The organism is Rhizobium sp. 05L419 (assembly GCF_056397845.1).
Genome location: NZ_JBFTOF010000008.1, coordinates 172,984 through 187,955, shown reverse-complemented (window position 1 = coordinate 187,955; position 14,972 = coordinate 172,984). Strand labels below are relative to the sequence as shown.

Here is a 14,972-nt window from a genome sequence, read left to right as displayed (position 1 = left end):
TTCCCTAGCCGCGGGCTTTGAGCGAGCGAGTTTCCTCGCTCGGCGTCTCTGCCAGTCCGGGTTTCAACCCGGCGAAGACTGCGTTGAAGCCAGCAGCTATCTTTTGCGGCTCATAGCGCCGCGCAGCATCAAGTGCTGCACGCGACAGTGCGGGGATTGCCTCCGGCGAGGCGGCCAGATCGGCAATCTGCTTTGCCAACGCCACCTCGTCGCCGGCATCGAACAGAAAGCCGTCGACGCCCGGATCGATCGATTCCGGAATGCCGCCAGAGCGAGCGCCGATGACGGGCACGCCCTGCGCGAAGGCTTCGATCACCACACGCCCAAACGGCTCGCGGAAGAGCGACGGCACGACCAGGACATCGATCTGCGGGAAGAAATCCTCCGGTTTCGTCCAGCCGAGAAAGCAGGTATTTTCCTTGGGAAACTTCTGCGGCAACGACTTGGAGTAATCGCTCTTGGCACTGCCGGCGATGACGAAACCGACATTCGGATTGTTGACCAGGCGATGGGCGGCGAGCGCCAGCGTATCGAGACCCTTGACCGGGTCATGCACGCCGATGAAGCCGAAACGCACCTGCCCCGAAGGCGGCGACCGGGGCTCACGGCGCACGACGGTCGGAATAGCGCCCGGCACCTTGTGGCTGCTGGCATTCTGGAAGTACCCGTGCTCGAGGTGGCGACCGATGATGAAGTCCGTCTCGCCGACCACCGCATCGACGTAGCGCGAGAAGAACTTTTTGCCATAGGACGACACCTGACACGACGAACAGGCGCGCGCGCAATTGTCGTCGCCGCGCCGCATGCTGGCCTTCCAGCAGAGGAGGAACGCACTGCGCAGGATATGGCAGACTGGCACGCCACAGCTTCTCGCAGCCGCCCAGGTGGCGACGTTGATATTCTCGATGCTGTCGGTGAGCACGATATCAGGCTTGAACCGGCGTATCTCGCGCCGCATGACGACGAATGCCCTCGGATTGAAATTCTCCAGTGCGTGCCAGAGGAGCTTTTTCCAGGGCGGTCGCGGCAGGCGATAGTTCCAATCGACATTGAGGGTCCGCAGGCGGCGCACGGGAACGCCGTCGTAGATCTCGTGCTTGTCTTCGCCCGAGACGTTGACGACCTCCAGCTTGTGCCCATCCGCAAGCAGCAACTTGGCCACCATCATCGCGGAAATCGGACCGCCGCCGTCGATGAACGGCGGAAACGCTGCGCACGCCATCAGGATACGCATGAGAAAACTCCCCCGGCGGCGGCCGCCATGGTTAAATGTTCTTCTTTTGTTCTTGTTTTCCGATCGTCTGGTGCTACCATCCGCTCATTGCCTAGAGAACGAGAGGCGGGGCAAATGCTCCGGTAGATGGTCATGCACGAACAGAACACGCAATCGTCCTTCGACTTCGCTTTGGCGACAATGACTCCGCAATCGTCAAGATTTGGCAAAGAGAACCCGTTGTTTGCTATTTTGCCGGATCCGCGAGCGCTCGACCAATGCCTGGATGTGCAGAGGTGGCTGCGAGCGGAGTGTTGAGATCGGGATCGAAATGTACAATCTGGCTGGAGACGCCAGGATCAAGCGCGATTTCCACCCGCATGTCACGCTGCTCTACGACGGTGACGCGATCCCCAGGACGACCTTGACAGAGCCGGTGACTGTTGCCGCCAACGAATTTGCTCTGATCCGAAACCGCGCTGGCGCTGGCGCCCACGAGTGCATCGGCCGCTAGCTGCTGCAGGGGCTCGTGCATAACGGCTTGCCTCAGGCTGCGTAAGTCGCTTAAAGCTCCTGCAGCAGCGACTTGACGGCAGGGAGAGCCATGAACACTTCAGAGATCATCATTGCGGGTGACACTGCTGGTATCGAATGGCGGCTCCCCGTTCTCCGCTTCCAGGGCAGCGATCCCAAGGCGCCGAAGGTCTATATCCAGGCGGCGCTCCACGCGAATGAACTTCCCGGCACAGCACTTGTTCACTTCCTGTGCGAGAAATTGCGCCAGGCAGAAAGCGCAGGGCAGATCAGAAGCGACATCATCGTCGTGCCGCATGCGAACCCGATCGGTGCCTCACAATCGCATTTCGGTGAACTTCAGGGCCGGTTCGATCTCGGATCGCGCACCAATTTCAATCGGGAATTTCCGCTGATTTCGGTCGGGGATCGCGATGGGCTTGTCGAGAATCTGGCCCACTATGCTGCCGTCGAAAAGCTGAAGCGGCATCTGCTGCACATGGCGCTCGGCTGCAACCTTGTCATTGACCTGCATTGCGATGACGAATCGCTGCAGTATGCCTATATCGACGACGCCTTCTGGCCGGAGGCGTCCGATCTGGCATCGGCCATGGACATGGAGGCCGTTCTTCTCTCCGACGGCGAAAGCTCGGCCTTCGAAGAGGCGGTCGCCTTCGCCTGGAAACATGAGAAGTCAGGCAAAAAGGCATCGCAGCTGCCGGGCAAGTTGTCGGTGACAGTCGAACTTCGCGGCCGTCGCGACGTCTATCCCGACCTGGCGAAGAAGGATGCTGAAGGACTGTTTCGGTTTCTCGCAAACCGCGGTGCGATCGAGATCCCCGTTGCACTGGCGCCGTTCAGCGGCCCCGCCGTGGCACTCGACAATGTCGAGATGATCCGTGCGCCGGAGGCTGGCATCGTCCTCTTCCAGTGCAATATCGGCGAGTATGTCGCCGAAGGCGATCTGCTGGCGACGCTGATCACGCGTCCCGGCATGGCAGACGGCACTGCCGAGGTTCGCGCGCCGCAGGCGGGTCTGATCGTCACCCGCAGCTCTGAACGCCTCGTCCGCCGCCGCACTGACCTGATGAAGATCGCCTGCAAGACCGCGAGCAAGGCGGCACGCAAGGCCGGAACGCTGGAGGACTAAGTGACCGTCACGATCTATGGCATCAAGAATTGCGACACGATGAAGAAAGCGCGTGGCTGGCTCGAAGAGCGCGGCATCGCCTACGCATTTCACGATTACAAGGCCGTTGGCATCGACCGGGCGCATCTGCAGGCGTGGACGAAGGAAGCCGGCTGGGAAACCGTCCTCAACCGCGCCGGCACCACGTTCCGCAAGCTGCCGGAGGCCGACCGCAACGATCTCGACGAGGGCAAGGCCATTGCCCTGATGCTGGAGCAGCCATCGATGATCAAACGTCCGGTCGTAGAGGCGAACGGCAAGCTGCTGATCGGCTTCAAGCCGGACAGCTACGACAGCTTCTTCAAGGCGTGACCGATGTCAAAGACCACCCCTGCCACGCAGGTTCTCGCCAAGGCCGGCGTCAGCTTTACAGTTCACACCTATGACTACGACCCGAACGCGGAACGCGTCGGGCTGCAGGCGGCCGAGGCACTTGGCGAAGAACCGCATCGCGTTCTCAAGACGCTGATGGCGGAAGTCGACGGCAAGCCGGTTTGCGTCGTCGTGCCCTCGGACCGGGAGGTCAGCATGAAAAAGCTGGCGGGTGCCTTTGGCGGCAAATCGGCCAGCATGATGAAGCCGGCGCACGCCGAGCGACTGACCGGCTACCATGTCGGCGGCATCAGCCCGTTCGGCCAGAAGAAACTCGTGCCGACAGCGATCGAGGAAACGGCGCTGGCGGAGCCGCTTGTCTACATGAATGGCGGCCAGCGCGGCCTGCAGGTCAGGCTCGATCCGAAGGATGCGCTGACCACCCTGAAGGCCGTCCCCGCCTCCTTGATTGCCTGAAATCAGAAGGCGTCCTCGTCTGCACTCTGATTGAGCGTCTTGGGGACGGCGGTTGCAAGCCGCCGTCTTCGGCTGATTGCCGACTTCATTTTCGCCGCAAAGGCGACTAAGTCTACGAGGCTGTCCGTTTGTTTCAGGAGGTGATCGACCATGAACTACATGCCCCAGAGCCAGAATTCCGTGGATCCCGTCAAGCTCGAAAAGCTGGCTGAGGTGGCCGTCAAGGTCGGGCTGCAGCTAAAAAGCGGACAGGATCTCGTCGTCACCGCCCCGGTCGTCGCCCTGCCCCTCGTCCGGCTGATCACCAAGCATGCCTACATTGCCGGTGCCGGGCTGGTGACTGCCTTCTATTCCGACGAGGAATCGACCCTCGCACGCTATCAATACGGCAACGACCAGAGCTTCGACCGCGCCTCGAACTGGCTCTATGAGGGCATGGCAAAGGCCTACGAGGGCGGTGCCGCACGCCTTGCGGTTGCGGGCGACAATCCGCTGCTGCTGTCCGAGCAGGATGCGGGGAAAGTCGGCCGTGCCAACCGCGCAAACTCTGCGGCCTACAAGCCTGCGCTTGAGAAGATCTCGAATTTCGACGTCAACTGGAACATCGTTTCCTATCCCAATCCGTCCTGGGCGAAGGTCGTTTTCCCGAACGATCCGGAACCGATCGCGGTTGCCAAACTCGCCAAGGCGATCTTTGCGGCCTCGCGCGTCGATCTCGACGATCCGATTGCCGCCTGGACCGAGCATAACGCCAACCTTGCAAAACGCTCCGGCTGGCTGAACGACGAGCGCTTCGCTTCCCTGCATTTCCAGGGGCCGGGAACCGACCTGACCATCGGGCTGGCCGACGGCCACGAATGGCACGGCGGCGCCTCGACGGCCAAGAACGGGATCACCTGCAATCCGAACATTCCGACCGAAGAGGTCTTCACCACGCCGCATGCGCTGCGGGTCGAGGGTCATGTCTCGAGCACCAAGCCTCTCTCCCACCAGGGCACGCTGATCGACAATATCCGGGTGCGCTTCGAGGGTGGCCGGATCGTCGAAGCGAAGGCTTCGCGCGGCGAAGAGGTGCTGAACAAGGTACTGGATACGGACGAGGGCGCGCGCCGGCTTGGCGAAGTGGCGCTGGTGCCGCATTCCTCGCCGATATCGGCAAGCGGCATCCTCTTCTACAACACGCTGTTCGACGAGAATGCCTCCTGCCATATCGCGCTCGGCCAGTGCTATTCGAAGTGCTTTCTCGACGGGGCAAGCCTCAGCCAGGAGCAGATCAAGGCACAGGGCGGCAATTCGAGCCTGATTCATATCGACTGGATGATCGGCTCGGACAAGATCGACATCGACGGCATCAAGCCGGACGGCTCGCGGGTTGCGGTGATGCGTCAGGGCGAGTGGGCCTGACAGGCATCATCGTCCGCTGACTGAGCCAGACGCTCGCCAGCACCATGGCGAAACCGCAAAGCTGTGCGGGCGTCAGGCTTTGGCCGAGCGTCAGCCACCCAAGCAGCGTGGCAACCACCGGGCTGAGGAAGCCAAGCGACGCTGCCGCTGAAGGCTCGATGCGGGCAAGCCCCCTGAACCACAGCAAATAGGTGGCAGCGGCCCCGATCAGGCCGAGATAGGCGATCCCAAGAACACTGGCGATCGTCGGAGCCGGCAAGGCCGGCTCGGCAAGAAGCGCGACCGGCGCAAGCAATAGTCCGCCTGCTGTCAGCTGCCATGCCGTAAAGGTGAGGCTGGAGACCGGCGGCGCCCATCGACGCGTCAGGACGGTGCCGAACGCCATGGACCCGGCACCGGCAAAGCCCGCCGCCACGCCAACCGGATCCAGTGCGGCCGTGGACGTCAGCACAAGCATCGCGACGCCCGCCATTCCGACACATCCCGCAGCTACGGCCAGGGCGCGGATCGGCCTCCCGAGGACCAATCGCGAGAGCACGATGACAATCAACGGCTGGACGGCGCCGACCGTCGCCGCGACGCCGCCCGGCAGCCGGTAGGCAGAGACGAACAGCATAGCCCAGAAGAACGAGAAGTTCAGCGCGCCGAGAACGAAGGCGCGAAACCACCAGATGCCGGAGGGCAGCTTTCGCACGATCGCCAGCAGCAACAGGCCGGCGGGCAGCGCGCGCAGGAGGGCGACGGTCAGCGGATAGCCGTGCGGCAGAAACGACGTCGTCACGAAATAGGTGCTTCCCCAGATCGCGGGAGCAAGTGCAGTTATCAGGACGTCGGCGACATAGGTCGGATTTTTCTTCATATCAACAATCTCTACATCAAGATAAATGCAGCCTACCAGTATTTATCTTGACGTCAAGATAAATACTGGTATCAGTGGCGCTGCAGGAGACATGACGATGGATCGCGTCGACAAGATACTATCGCAATGGCGGCACGAGCGTCCGGACCTCGATACCGAAGCCATGGGGATCCTGGGGCGGCTGAAGCGGCTGACGACGCATCTGGCGCGCGAGGTGGAACAGGTGCTCCAGCAGCACGGCCTTTCCTCATCCTCTTTCGATGTGCTTGCGACGCTCCGGCGCTCCGGTGCACCCTATCGTTTGTCGCCCGGCGACCTGCTCGCCATGACGATGGTAAGTTCCGGAACGATGACGAACCGCGTCGACCAGTTAGAGAAAGCCGGCTTCGTCGAACGCGTCGTCAACCCAGACGACCGGCGCAGCGTGCTGATTGCGCTGACGGATGAAGGATTGAGTATCGTCGAGAAAGCCGTCGGCGCCCATGTCGCCAATCAGCAGCGTTTGATGCAAAGCCTTACCGGCGAAGAAAAGGCGGAGCTCGATGCGCTGCTGCGCAGGTTTCTCTCCACCTTCGAATAGTCAGAGGGCGCTCAGCGCCTTGCGCACGCGCTCCAGATGCGCCGCCCGCTTTTCAGTCGTTGTCCTATCCATGTCGTGCAGGCTGAGCATACGGAAATTCAGCCCCTTGGCGCAGAAATTGGAAATGCCGCGCTTCAGCAGGCGGCGAACGGGATTGCCCATGTAGAGATGAACAAGCCACCAGGGGGAGCCCGTCGTGGTCAAGGCCCAGAGCAGCTTGATGTTCGTCAGCTTCGGCACGATGCGGCCGCCTGCCAGATCGTGCGTGAAGGCCACGCCGGGTGCCAGCACGCGGTCGAAGAAGCCTTTCAAGATGGCCGGAAAATTGAACCACCACTGCGGGAAGACGAGGATCAGCCCATCGGCCGCCTGCAGCCGCTCGACGATGCCGGATACACCGGAGACATCATAGGGAATGTCGAAATAGCCCCCGCGCTCGGCCCGCGAAAGACGTGGATCGAAATCCTCGCGATAGAGATCGAGCAGGTCGACGCTATGGCCTTTTGCCTCCAGCGCCTGCCGCGCTGTGGTGGCCACTCCCGCCGCGAAGCTGTCTTCGAGTGGATGGGCGAGAACGATCAAGATGCGCATCCGCGACCCCGCTAGAAAAGACTGCCCTGCTTCGGCGGCGCGCCGGGCTCGGAGGGCTTGGCGGCCCGCTTCCTGGCACCGGGGGGTGCCTCTCCGCCATMGGTCGTGATGGCGCCAATGCGACCATCGGCGAATTCGATCGAGATGCCCGCGCCCGATGATAGCATGGCCGCCTGCGATACCGGACGGTTCTCATCGTCGCGGATAACGGCATAACCGCGCTTGAGCACGTTCTTGTAGGACAGCGACTGCAGCACGCGGTCTTGTGCGGTGAGCTCGCCGCGGGCGCGCGTCAGCTGATGCCGGACCGCGGTATCGGCGTGGCGCGAAAGATTGGCCAGATGATCGCGCATGCGGGCCGTCTGCGTCTTCAGCCGCGCGGGCAGCGACGAGAAGACAGCATCGGCGCGACCGACGCGCGATCTCGAGCGGTCGATCAGCCGTTCTACCGTCCGTTCCACCCTTGTCATGCGCTCGACCAGCATCTGGCGCCGCTCGGCAAAGCGATTGGACAAAACGTCCGGCCGCAAATGTGCGGCCGTTTTCTCGAAGCTTCGCCTCTTGTTGATCGTGTTGAGTTCGAGGCCACGGCCAAGGCCGGCGGCGGCTTCATCGAAGCGGCGCCGCGGCAGGGCCAGGAGTTGGTCGAGCGATGGCAGGGCGCGCACCAGAGCACGCACCGACTGCCGGCGATGATCCATCTGGCGGTTCATGCAGCCCTGAAGACGAGCCGTCAGCCCGGCAATCTGGGCGTCCAATTCCGCCTTGACCGGAACGGCCATTTCGGCAGCGCCGGTCGGCGTCGGCGCACGCACGTCGGCGGCGTAGTCGATCAGCGTCCAGTCCGTTTCGTGCCCGACGGCCGAGATCAGCGGGATCCGGCTTTCAGCCGCAGCGCGAACCACGATCTCGTCGTTGAAGCTCCAGAGGTCCTCGAGGCTGCCGCCGCCGCGCGCCACGATCAGCACATCAGGGCGTGGTATTTGGCCGGCCGGTTCCAAGCCGTTGAAACCGCGAATGGCGTTTGCCACCTCCTCGCCGGAGCCCTCACCCTGAACCTTGACCGGCCAGACGATGACGCGAACAGGGAAGCGATCCGAGATGCGGTGCAGAATATCGCGGATGACGGCGCCGGTCGGCGATGTGATGACGCCGATTACGTCAGGCATGAAAGGCAGGCGCCGCTTGCGGGCGGGATCGAACAGCCCTTCGGCGCCGAGCCTGCGCTTGCGCTCTTCGATCAGCGCCATTAGCGCGCCTGCACCGGCGGGCTCGAGCGTCTCGATGACGATCTGATACTTCGACGAGCCGGGAAATGTCGTTACCTTGCCGGTGGCGATCACCTCCATCCCCTCCTCCGGGCGAAACTTCAGCTTGGAGAATGTGCCCTTCCAGATGACGGCGTCGATGCGCGAGCGATCGTCCTTCAACGCGAAATAGGCGTGGCCGGAGGAATGCGGCCCGCGATAGCCTGAGATCTCGCCGCGCACCCGCACCTGATCGAAGGCGGTCTCGACGGTCCGCCTGATTGAACCGGAGAGTTCGGAAACCGAGTATTCGGTCAGATTGCTCGGCGAATCATTCTCGAAGATGCTGCTCATGCAGTTCTTTTACCCGAAGGGGCACGAAAGAGCAGCCCGTGCGACGGAACGGAATCCAAGGAATATCGTTTCGCCGTATTGGGATCAGGCATCAGGAAACTGGGGATTGCCGGACCCGTTAATTGTTCGTCAAAGCAGCCGCACCTATACTAACGGTGATTCGGGAGATGCTTGATGATTGCTCTGACCGCCGCCGCACTTGGCTTTACCACCGCGCCCATGCGCTCGTTGTTCTCCATGGTTCTCGTTGGCTTCCTTGTCTGCCTGGCCTATGTCTGCGCGGCATTGACCGCATCCGGGGCAACGTCGGTGCTTGATCTCGTAACGGCCATTGGCTGCTACAATCTCAGTCTGCTGCTGTGCCTGTTGGGTATTCATGCCATCGAGCGCGCCCGCGAAAGGGCACGCTTCGTCTAGAGCAATTCCAGCAAAAGTGCATAGCGATTTTGGGTTCGGAATTGCGCCAAAACAAAAGGTTAGAGTGTTTTCGCGCTTCGGAGAAAAGCGGAATACTCTAGAATCGCTCCTGCAAAAGCGGCGTCGCCGAAGTACTCTTTCCCTTTGTTCCTACGCAATTCCGTGGGGAAAAATCCCTACGCGCTGTTCCTGGCATTTCTGCAGTGGTCACAAGCCGGTCGGCACGTAGCGGAAAAACTGAACCGGCGAACCGTCCGGTCTTGGCAATGCCTGCAGATATGCGGGGACGTTTCCCTTTTCCAGTTGCGCATAGAGACCATCCGGCTTGATCTTGGCGATCTGCCTGGTCTGCGGATTATCCGCACAGAACACCAGCACACTGACACCCGTGCCTCGCAGGAAGGCTTCCGCGTCCTTCAGCGGCGCCAGGCCAATATGCATCTCGGTCAGCATGCCTCCCTGGTTCCGGTGGTAGGGAGCGGAGAGTATCCTGTTGCCGGTGAAGCGCAGGATGGAGACCCCGACGTCGGAGGGTGCGACTACAAGACCGGGAGGAAGATCGGCCAAGGGCGATATCGTCTCCCGCGACGAGCATGAGGGCTTGTCTTTTGCCGCCGCTGTTTCGGCATGCGCATTGTCCATCTGTGTGCTGAGAAACCCGCCCGCCAGACCCCAAACGGCTGCAACGCTCAGGAGAACGCTGGAAATGTAGCAGAAAGCAGCCGCGACATTCTCGCTATCGCCATTCGATATCCGGCGCATGTCGCTCATCAGCAGTGCCAGAGGGAAGACGGCCAGCAAATTGGAGAACATCGAGCCACGAACCTGGAATACGGCGATGCCCCAGCTGATCGCAAGCAGGAAGAGAAGAATGAGATGCAGGCGCACGCGGTCGCCATAGACAAGACGGAAGACGCATACCGCAATCGCAAACAGGCCGGTCGCATAGAAGAAGCCGATCGTGTACGGATCCTGATGGTTGGCCCCGAAAATCGACTGCGCCTCCGAGACATAGTCGAGCCATAGTTCGACCAGCATCGGATCGAGATCCGCCAGCGGGTTGTGCAGGCACTGCGGCGCGATGACGACCACCGACACAAGAACGGCCGTGCCGACCCCTGCCAGGGCGGCGAAACGAACGAGGCGGCTGGCGCGGCTGGCGAAAACGGCCGAAAACAGCAGGAGCCCTCCGCCGATCGCCGAAAGGCTGTAGTAGCCAAGCGAGAGGTTGTCGCAGGTCACCGCTGCATAGAGCCGCGGCGGAACGGTCCCGAAGAAGAAGACGCTTATCGACAGCGCCAGGGTGAGACCGAAGGCTTTTGCGGCCGGCGCGAACGGCTCGCCGTCCCAGGCCCACGCCAGAGCAACCACCAGGCAGACCGCGGCGACGAACGGCATGGTCTCCGCGCCGATAGCAATCGCCAGTGCCGCCGCGAAAGCGGCAATGGCGTAGCTCAACGGATTGTTGTCCTCGTCAAGCAGCATCGCCGTCATGATCGCTGCCAAGGCGAACTGGGCGTTGTGATGATCGATCGATCCGGGCAGGAAGCGATTGCTGGTGACCAGCAGGAACGCCCCTAGCCCCAGGCAAAGGTGCATGCCGAGCACGCCGCCGATGCGCCGGCCGGCCAGCCCCATGCCCCAGAAGCTCGGAATGATCAAAGCAAACGGCCAGACGGCAAGCGCAAGGGCCTCGGCATGCTCCTGCTGCAGTAACACACCGAAAAGCTCGATCAGCGTCGCGATTGGAAGGTCGATCAACCGCGACCAGTGCATCAGCGTGCCGGTGTCGAGGCCCATGCGGTACTGCATGAGATCGAACCAGCCCTGGCCGTTCAGGAAATCACGCACTTCGACGAGCCGCATCCCGTCATCGTTGTCGGCACCGACGTAATCCTTCGCATTGGGAACCTTGAGCGCCACGATCGCGACGATCAGAAGAACGCTGTACACGACGACGGAGGGCCACAGCCTGGTCATCACCGTTCGCAACTTCTCGGGCCAAGACATGGATGTTGAATCGCCAATCGTCGGGGCAATAGTCGCCATGAGAGCTCTCGTCATTGGATGCGGCAAGACCTTACGACCAGCATATCAAGAAAGCGTAAAGCGCGCGGCGGGCGGCCTTTTGCTTGGAGGCTTCATAGCGACTTGTTAACGGCCGGCGTTTAGACTTGCCGCAATTTCTTCGCAACAGGTGTGATCATGATTGGATCGCGTATCGACAATCTGAATATTGCCGTCTTGCTGCCCTGCTACAACGAGGCGTCGACGATCGGTGCGGTCGTTCGCGGTTTTATTGCGACGTTGCCCGGCGCACAGATCCATGTGTACGACAACAATTCCACGGATGGAACGGCGCTGCACGCGATGCTTGCCGGTGCCCATGTCGTCCGCGAGCGGCGCCAGGGCAAAGGCCACGTGGTGCGCCGCATGTTCGCCGACATCGACGCCGATATCTACATCATGGCCGATGGCGACGGGACATACTCGCCTGACGATGCAGAAGAGCTGATCCGGACGCTTCTGACCGAGCGCGCCGACATGGTCGTCGGAACCCGCCGCGGCGTCCATGACGATGCCGGACGTCAAGGCCATGCCATCGGCAACAGGCTTTTTAACCTGCTCTATCGAACGATCTTCGGCACTGACTTCACCGACATCTTCTCGGGCTACCGCGTGTTCTCGCGCCGCTTCGTGAAGAGTTTTCCTGCCGTCTCCGGCGGCTTCGAAATCGAAACGGAAATGTCCGTCCATGCTTCGCGACTGAAACTCCCGGTCAGCGAACTGGAACTCGATTACGGACGCCGGCCGGAAGGTTCGCATTCCAAACTGTCGACCTTCAAGGATGGTGCCAAGATCCTCTGGATGTTTGCGATGCTGATGAAGGAGACACGACCCTTCGCATTTTTCGGCATTATCAGCGCGTTGTTCGTGCTGATAAGCATCGGCTTCATGGCGCCGGTGTTGACGGAGTATTTCGAGACGGGCCTTGTCACCCGGATGCCGACCTGGGTGCTGTCGATGGCGCTGATGATGATCTCGTTCATGACGTTCACCGCCGGCTTGATCCTCGATTCCGTTGCACGCTCACGGGCTGAACAGTTGCGCATTCACTACCTGAACGTTGCCGCCCGAGACCTCGGCGCAACGCTCGGAAAAAGCGCGGAAGCGGCGGCCCGAAACAACACGGCCGCTCGTATCGCATGATTGTTTCCCCGAGGTAACGTGCCTTCATGAAAAGAGAAACCACCAACCGCATCCGCTTCGTGCTGGAAGACATCCTGCCACCGTTCGTTCGGGATTCCGGCGCCTTCCGCTGGGCGGCACAGCGCGTCTGGGGCGACCACATCTCACATCTGGCGACGTTCCGCGAACGCGCTCCTTTCCTCTCGGCAGAAGAGTATGCCGAGCTTTACCGCAACCATCCCCGCGTCCACGAAGGCACCGACAATTCGGCGGCGTGCATCAGTCGCATCATCGGGTCGATCAAGGGGCACAGCGTCTGCGATATCGGCTGCGGAACAGGAGCGCTGCTCAGTCGAATCCAGTCTGCGCGCCCAAAGCTCAACCGTCTCACGGGCGTCGATTTTGTCATCGACGACGCATCGCGGCTCTCGGGCATCGAATATGTCGCGGCCAAAGTCGAGGCTCTTCCCTTCGCCGACGGCGAATTCGATACGGTCGTTTGCACCCATGTGATCGAGCATATCCTCGATTATCAGCAGGCAATCGCCGAACTGCGCCGTATCGCAAAACGCCGCCTCATCATCGTCGTGCCGCGGGAACGCGAATACCGCTACACGTTCAACCCGCATTTCAACTTCTTCCCCTACACGCATTCCTTCCTGAGGGCGGTCAATCCCGTGCCAAAGGTCTACGTCTGCGAAGATATCGGCCGGGACATATTCTATTCGGAAGACAGGGACACTGCGGATTGAAGGACGGTTCTATGCTTTCCACTTTTTCACCGGCCACCTGGATTGGGCTCATTGGCACGCCGCTGCTGATTGCATCGGGACAGGTCCTGTTTAAGCTGACGAGCGCGACCGCGGGAGAACTCAGTATCCGCAACGTCCTTGCGTTGCTCCTCAATCCGGTCCTGCTCGCCGCTCTAGTCCTTTACGGACTCGGCACGATTGTCTGGATCTATGTTCTGAAGGCCGTACCACTGACGATCGCCTACTCCTTCATGGGATTGACCTTCTGCTTCGTTCCCTTGTTGGCGCAGGTTTTCCTCGGTGAGGCGCTCACCGTCCGTTACGTCATAGGTGCTGTCTTCATCGTGGCCGGCATGCTGGCGATCAATGGCTGAGGGGCGCCCGAACTGCATCGGGTTAACTATGCGCTTTGCCTCGTTGTCGCTGCTCGGCTTGGCGGCGGATGGCGTGTTTCTCCACCTGCTGTTGAATGTTGTATCCGATCCGTTCACGGCCAGGGTGCTTAGTCTCCTTGCTGCGCTTGGAATCATGATTCCGCTGTTGCACCACGCCGATCTTACGGCGCACGGAAAGTTGTCGGTCGGACGCTCCGGCATAATCGCCATCCTGGTGATTTCGATGCTCGCGAACTACGGCCTCTACGCCGCGCTCATCGCGACATTGCCATCTCTGCAGCCGCTGGCGGCGATGGTTCTCGCATCTGCCGCCACACTATGCTTTGCAGTCTTCGGCTATGTGCGGTTCGCTTTCCGCAAGTGATCACACTGCTTCCCAGCCGTCCTTATCGCTGGCGCGATAGATGGCGTCGATGAAGCTTTGGTTGAGCTTCGAGCTTTCCAGCGTGACGACTTCCTCGTTTTCGCCTTTTGCCGCACGCGCGATGGCTTCGGCCTCGCGCTTGTACTGGCGGCTGTCCGGGAAGCGGAAGGTGGTCGATTCGTTGTGGCTGCGGTTGGCAAGTTCGATCTCTTCGGCGCCCCAGCGGTCGGCATTGAATGGCGATTTCACCTCGATGAAGCCATCCGTGCCGTGGAAGACCATCGCCTGACGATTGGCAAGCTGGGTCGCTATGTAGAAGCTCAGTTCGAAATCGCCGAAATCCGCCTTGACGCTTGAATAGATGTCGGTGCCGAATTCGGGATCCCGCCGGGTCACAGCCTGGACGCGTAGCGGCTCCTTGCCGGTCGCAAAGCGCGTGGCGATCGTCGGATAGACGCCGATGTCGGGAAGCGCGCCGCCGCCGAGTTCGGGAATGTTGCGCATGTTGCCGGGATCGCGGTTGAAATAGGTGAAAACGCCCTGGACGTGCTGAAGCTTGCCGATCGCGCCGTCTGATACCAGCGAGCGCACCTTCCGCCAGACCGGTGCATAGGTGACCATATAGGCTTCGGTGATCAGCACCTTGTTACGATCTCGGGCGGCAATCAGCCTGTCGATCTCATCGGCCTTCAGCGCAATCGGCTTCTCGCACAGCACATGCTTTCCGGCGTCGGCCGCCTTGATCGTCCATTCGACGTGCTGTGACGTCGGCAGCGGAATGTAGACGGCATCGATCTTGTCGGAAGCCAGCATCTCCTCGTAGGAGCCGAAGGCGTGCGGCACGGAAAATCGGTCGGCCATTTGGCGCGCCTTGGCGAGATCACGGCTGGCAATAGCCGTCACGACGCAGTTTTCCGCGTCCTGGATGGCCGGAACAACAAGGTCGCGACCGATCTTCGCGGTCGAAATGATACCGAAACGCAACATCGCTTGAGCCTCTCCTCACTAGATTTTTGTAGACCTTAGTCAGGCGCCGGCCGCGGCGCAATGGCGCGATCACAATTCGGGGAACTGGTTTGCTTCGTGGCCGCGGCGCGCTAGGTTCACACTCGACGG

Annotated in this window: 17 protein-coding genes; 11 read left to right on the top strand and 6 right to left on the bottom strand. The window is 61.1% G+C overall.

Annotated features, from left to right (window positions below; genetic code table 11):
* Window positions 1-4 precede the first annotated feature (4 nt).
* Window positions 5-1,234: a glycosyltransferase gene (locus AC1DMK_RS13610; protein ID WP_477859644.1), complete on the bottom strand. Its 1,230-nt coding sequence runs from the start codon at window positions 1,232-1,234 to the stop codon at window positions 5-7.
* 310 nt (window positions 1,235-1,544) lie between these two features.
* Between AC1DMK_RS13610 and AC1DMK_RS13605 the strand changes: the two genes are divergently transcribed.
* From AC1DMK_RS13605 to AC1DMK_RS13585, 5 genes are all read left to right on the top strand, one after another.
* Window positions 1,545-1,727 (top strand): hypothetical protein, encoded by a 183-nt coding sequence (locus AC1DMK_RS13605; protein WP_477859642.1) that lies wholly within the window; start codon window positions 1,545-1,547, stop codon window positions 1,725-1,727.
* A 90-nt stretch (window positions 1,728-1,817) separates the two neighbouring features.
* The gene (locus AC1DMK_RS13600) at window positions 1,818-2,876 is read left to right on the top strand and encodes a M14 family zinc carboxypeptidase (RefSeq protein WP_477859641.1); all 1,059 of its coding nucleotides are present in this window, start codon (window positions 1,818-1,820) and stop codon (window positions 2,874-2,876) included.
* Window positions 2,877-3,227 (top strand): ArsC family reductase, encoded by a 351-nt coding sequence (locus tag AC1DMK_RS13595; RefSeq protein WP_037062630.1) that lies wholly within the window; start codon window positions 2,877-2,879, stop codon window positions 3,225-3,227.
* Window positions 3,228-3,230: 3 nt separating this feature from the next.
* Window positions 3,231-3,704, top strand: a complete 474-nt coding sequence (gene ybaK / locus AC1DMK_RS13590) for a Cys-tRNA(Pro) deacylase (RefSeq protein ID WP_037062632.1) — start codon at window positions 3,231-3,233, stop codon at window positions 3,702-3,704.
* 150 nt (window positions 3,705-3,854) lie between these two features.
* On the top strand, window positions 3,855-5,108 hold the full coding sequence (locus AC1DMK_RS13585; protein WP_477859638.1) for an aminopeptidase: 1,254 nt from the start codon (window positions 3,855-3,857) through the stop codon (window positions 5,106-5,108).
* On the opposite strand, the gene AC1DMK_RS13580 is transcribed toward AC1DMK_RS13585, so the two are convergent.
* Window positions 5,056-5,967 carry an EamA family transporter gene (locus AC1DMK_RS13580; protein ID WP_477859636.1) on the bottom strand — a complete coding sequence of 304 codons (912 nt, stop codon included), beginning with the start codon at window positions 5,965-5,967 and terminating at the stop codon, window positions 5,056-5,058. The two genes, AC1DMK_RS13585 and AC1DMK_RS13580, sit on opposite strands and share 53 nt — an antisense overlap.
* Before the next feature lie 97 nt (window positions 5,968-6,064).
* Between AC1DMK_RS13580 and AC1DMK_RS13575 the strand changes: the two genes are divergently transcribed.
* On the top strand, window positions 6,065-6,547 hold the full coding sequence (locus AC1DMK_RS13575) for a MarR family transcriptional regulator (protein ID WP_037062637.1): 483 nt from the start codon (window positions 6,065-6,067) through the stop codon (window positions 6,545-6,547).
* On the opposite strand, the gene AC1DMK_RS13570 is transcribed toward AC1DMK_RS13575, so the two are convergent.
* Complete coding sequence (locus AC1DMK_RS13570) at window positions 6,548-7,138, bottom strand: NAD(P)H-dependent oxidoreductase (RefSeq protein ID WP_037062639.1); 591 nt, start codon at window positions 7,136-7,138, stop codon at window positions 6,548-6,550.
* A gap of 11 nt (window positions 7,139-7,149) precedes the next feature.
* On the bottom strand, window positions 7,150-8,739 hold the full coding sequence (xseA, locus tag AC1DMK_RS13565) for an exodeoxyribonuclease VII large subunit (RefSeq protein ID WP_477859634.1): 1,590 nt from the start codon (window positions 8,737-8,739) through the stop codon (window positions 7,150-7,152).
* A gap of 174 nt (window positions 8,740-8,913) precedes the next feature.
* On the opposite strand from xseA, the gene AC1DMK_RS13560 reads away from it, so the two are divergent.
* Complete coding sequence (locus AC1DMK_RS13560) at window positions 8,914-9,156, top strand: hypothetical protein (RefSeq protein WP_037062644.1); 243 nt, start codon at window positions 8,914-8,916, stop codon at window positions 9,154-9,156.
* Window positions 9,157-9,363: 207 nt separating this feature from the next.
* Here the strand turns inward: AC1DMK_RS13560 and AC1DMK_RS13555 are convergent, their stop codons facing one another.
* Window positions 9,364-11,205 carry a hypothetical protein gene (locus AC1DMK_RS13555; protein ID WP_477859632.1) on the bottom strand — a complete coding sequence of 614 codons (1,842 nt, stop codon included), beginning with the start codon at window positions 11,203-11,205 and terminating at the stop codon, window positions 9,364-9,366.
* Window positions 11,206-11,361: 156 nt separating this feature from the next.
* Between AC1DMK_RS13555 and AC1DMK_RS13550 the strand changes: the two genes are divergently transcribed.
* From AC1DMK_RS13550 to AC1DMK_RS13535, 4 genes are read left to right on the top strand one after another with little or no spacing between them, the layout of a single operon-like run.
* Window positions 11,362-12,366, top strand: coding sequence for a glycosyltransferase (locus tag AC1DMK_RS13550; RefSeq protein WP_037062647.1), 1,005 nt, complete (start codon window positions 11,362-11,364; stop codon window positions 12,364-12,366).
* Between the two features lie 26 nt (window positions 12,367-12,392).
* On the top strand, window positions 12,393-13,097 hold the full coding sequence (locus tag AC1DMK_RS13545; RefSeq protein WP_477859630.1) for a class I SAM-dependent methyltransferase: 705 nt from the start codon (window positions 12,393-12,395) through the stop codon (window positions 13,095-13,097).
* 11 nt (window positions 13,098-13,108) lie between these two features.
* Window positions 13,109-13,471 carry a transporter gene (locus AC1DMK_RS13540; RefSeq protein WP_051974014.1) on the top strand — a complete coding sequence of 121 codons (363 nt, stop codon included), beginning with the start codon at window positions 13,109-13,111 and terminating at the stop codon, window positions 13,469-13,471.
* A 28-nt stretch (window positions 13,472-13,499) separates the two neighbouring features.
* The gene (locus AC1DMK_RS13535; protein ID WP_477859627.1) at window positions 13,500-13,856 is read left to right on the top strand and encodes a GtrA family protein; all 357 of its coding nucleotides are present in this window, start codon (window positions 13,500-13,502) and stop codon (window positions 13,854-13,856) included.
* Here the strand turns inward: AC1DMK_RS13535 and AC1DMK_RS13530 are convergent, their stop codons facing one another.
* Window positions 13,857-14,843, bottom strand: a complete 987-nt coding sequence (locus tag AC1DMK_RS13530) for a Gfo/Idh/MocA family protein (protein ID WP_037062654.1) — start codon at window positions 14,841-14,843, stop codon at window positions 13,857-13,859.
* Window positions 14,844-14,972: the final 129 nt, after the last annotated feature.

Coding starts and splice junctions, on each gene's coding strand:
- AC1DMK_RS13610 (WP_477859644.1), bottom strand. CDS start 1,234: ATGCGTATCCTGATGGCGTGCGCAGCGTTTCCGCCGTTCATCGACGGC.
- AC1DMK_RS13605 (WP_477859642.1), top strand. CDS start 1,545: ATGTACAATCTGGCTGGAGACGCCAGGATCAAGCGCGATTTCCACCCG.
- AC1DMK_RS13600 (WP_477859641.1), top strand. CDS start 1,818: ATGAACACTTCAGAGATCATCATTGCGGGTGACACTGCTGGTATCGAA.
- ybaK (WP_037062632.1), top strand. CDS start 3,231: ATGTCAAAGACCACCCCTGCCACGCAGGTTCTCGCCAAGGCCGGCGTC.
- AC1DMK_RS13585 (WP_477859638.1), top strand. CDS start 3,855: ATGAACTACATGCCCCAGAGCCAGAATTCCGTGGATCCCGTCAAGCTC.
- AC1DMK_RS13580 (WP_477859636.1), bottom strand. CDS start 5,967: ATGAAGAAAAATCCGACCTATGTCGCCGACGTCCTGATAACTGCACTT.
- AC1DMK_RS13575 (WP_037062637.1), top strand. CDS start 6,065: ATGGATCGCGTCGACAAGATACTATCGCAATGGCGGCACGAGCGTCCG.
- AC1DMK_RS13570 (WP_037062639.1), bottom strand. CDS start 7,138: ATGCGCATCTTGATCGTTCTCGCCCATCCACTCGAAGACAGCTTCGCG.
- AC1DMK_RS13560 (WP_037062644.1), top strand. CDS start 8,914: ATGATTGCTCTGACCGCCGCCGCACTTGGCTTTACCACCGCGCCCATG.
- AC1DMK_RS13555 (WP_477859632.1), bottom strand. CDS start 11,205: ATGGCGACTATTGCCCCGACGATTGGCGATTCAACATCCATGTCTTGG.
- AC1DMK_RS13550 (WP_037062647.1), top strand. CDS start 11,362: ATGATTGGATCGCGTATCGACAATCTGAATATTGCCGTCTTGCTGCCC.
- AC1DMK_RS13545 (WP_477859630.1), top strand. CDS start 12,393: ATGAAAAGAGAAACCACCAACCGCATCCGCTTCGTGCTGGAAGACATC.
- AC1DMK_RS13540 (WP_051974014.1), top strand. CDS start 13,109: ATGCTTTCCACTTTTTCACCGGCCACCTGGATTGGGCTCATTGGCACG.
- AC1DMK_RS13535 (WP_477859627.1), top strand. CDS start 13,500: ATGCGCTTTGCCTCGTTGTCGCTGCTCGGCTTGGCGGCGGATGGCGTG.
- AC1DMK_RS13530 (WP_037062654.1), bottom strand. CDS start 14,843: ATGTTGCGTTTCGGTATCATTTCGACCGCGAAGATCGGTCGCGACCTT.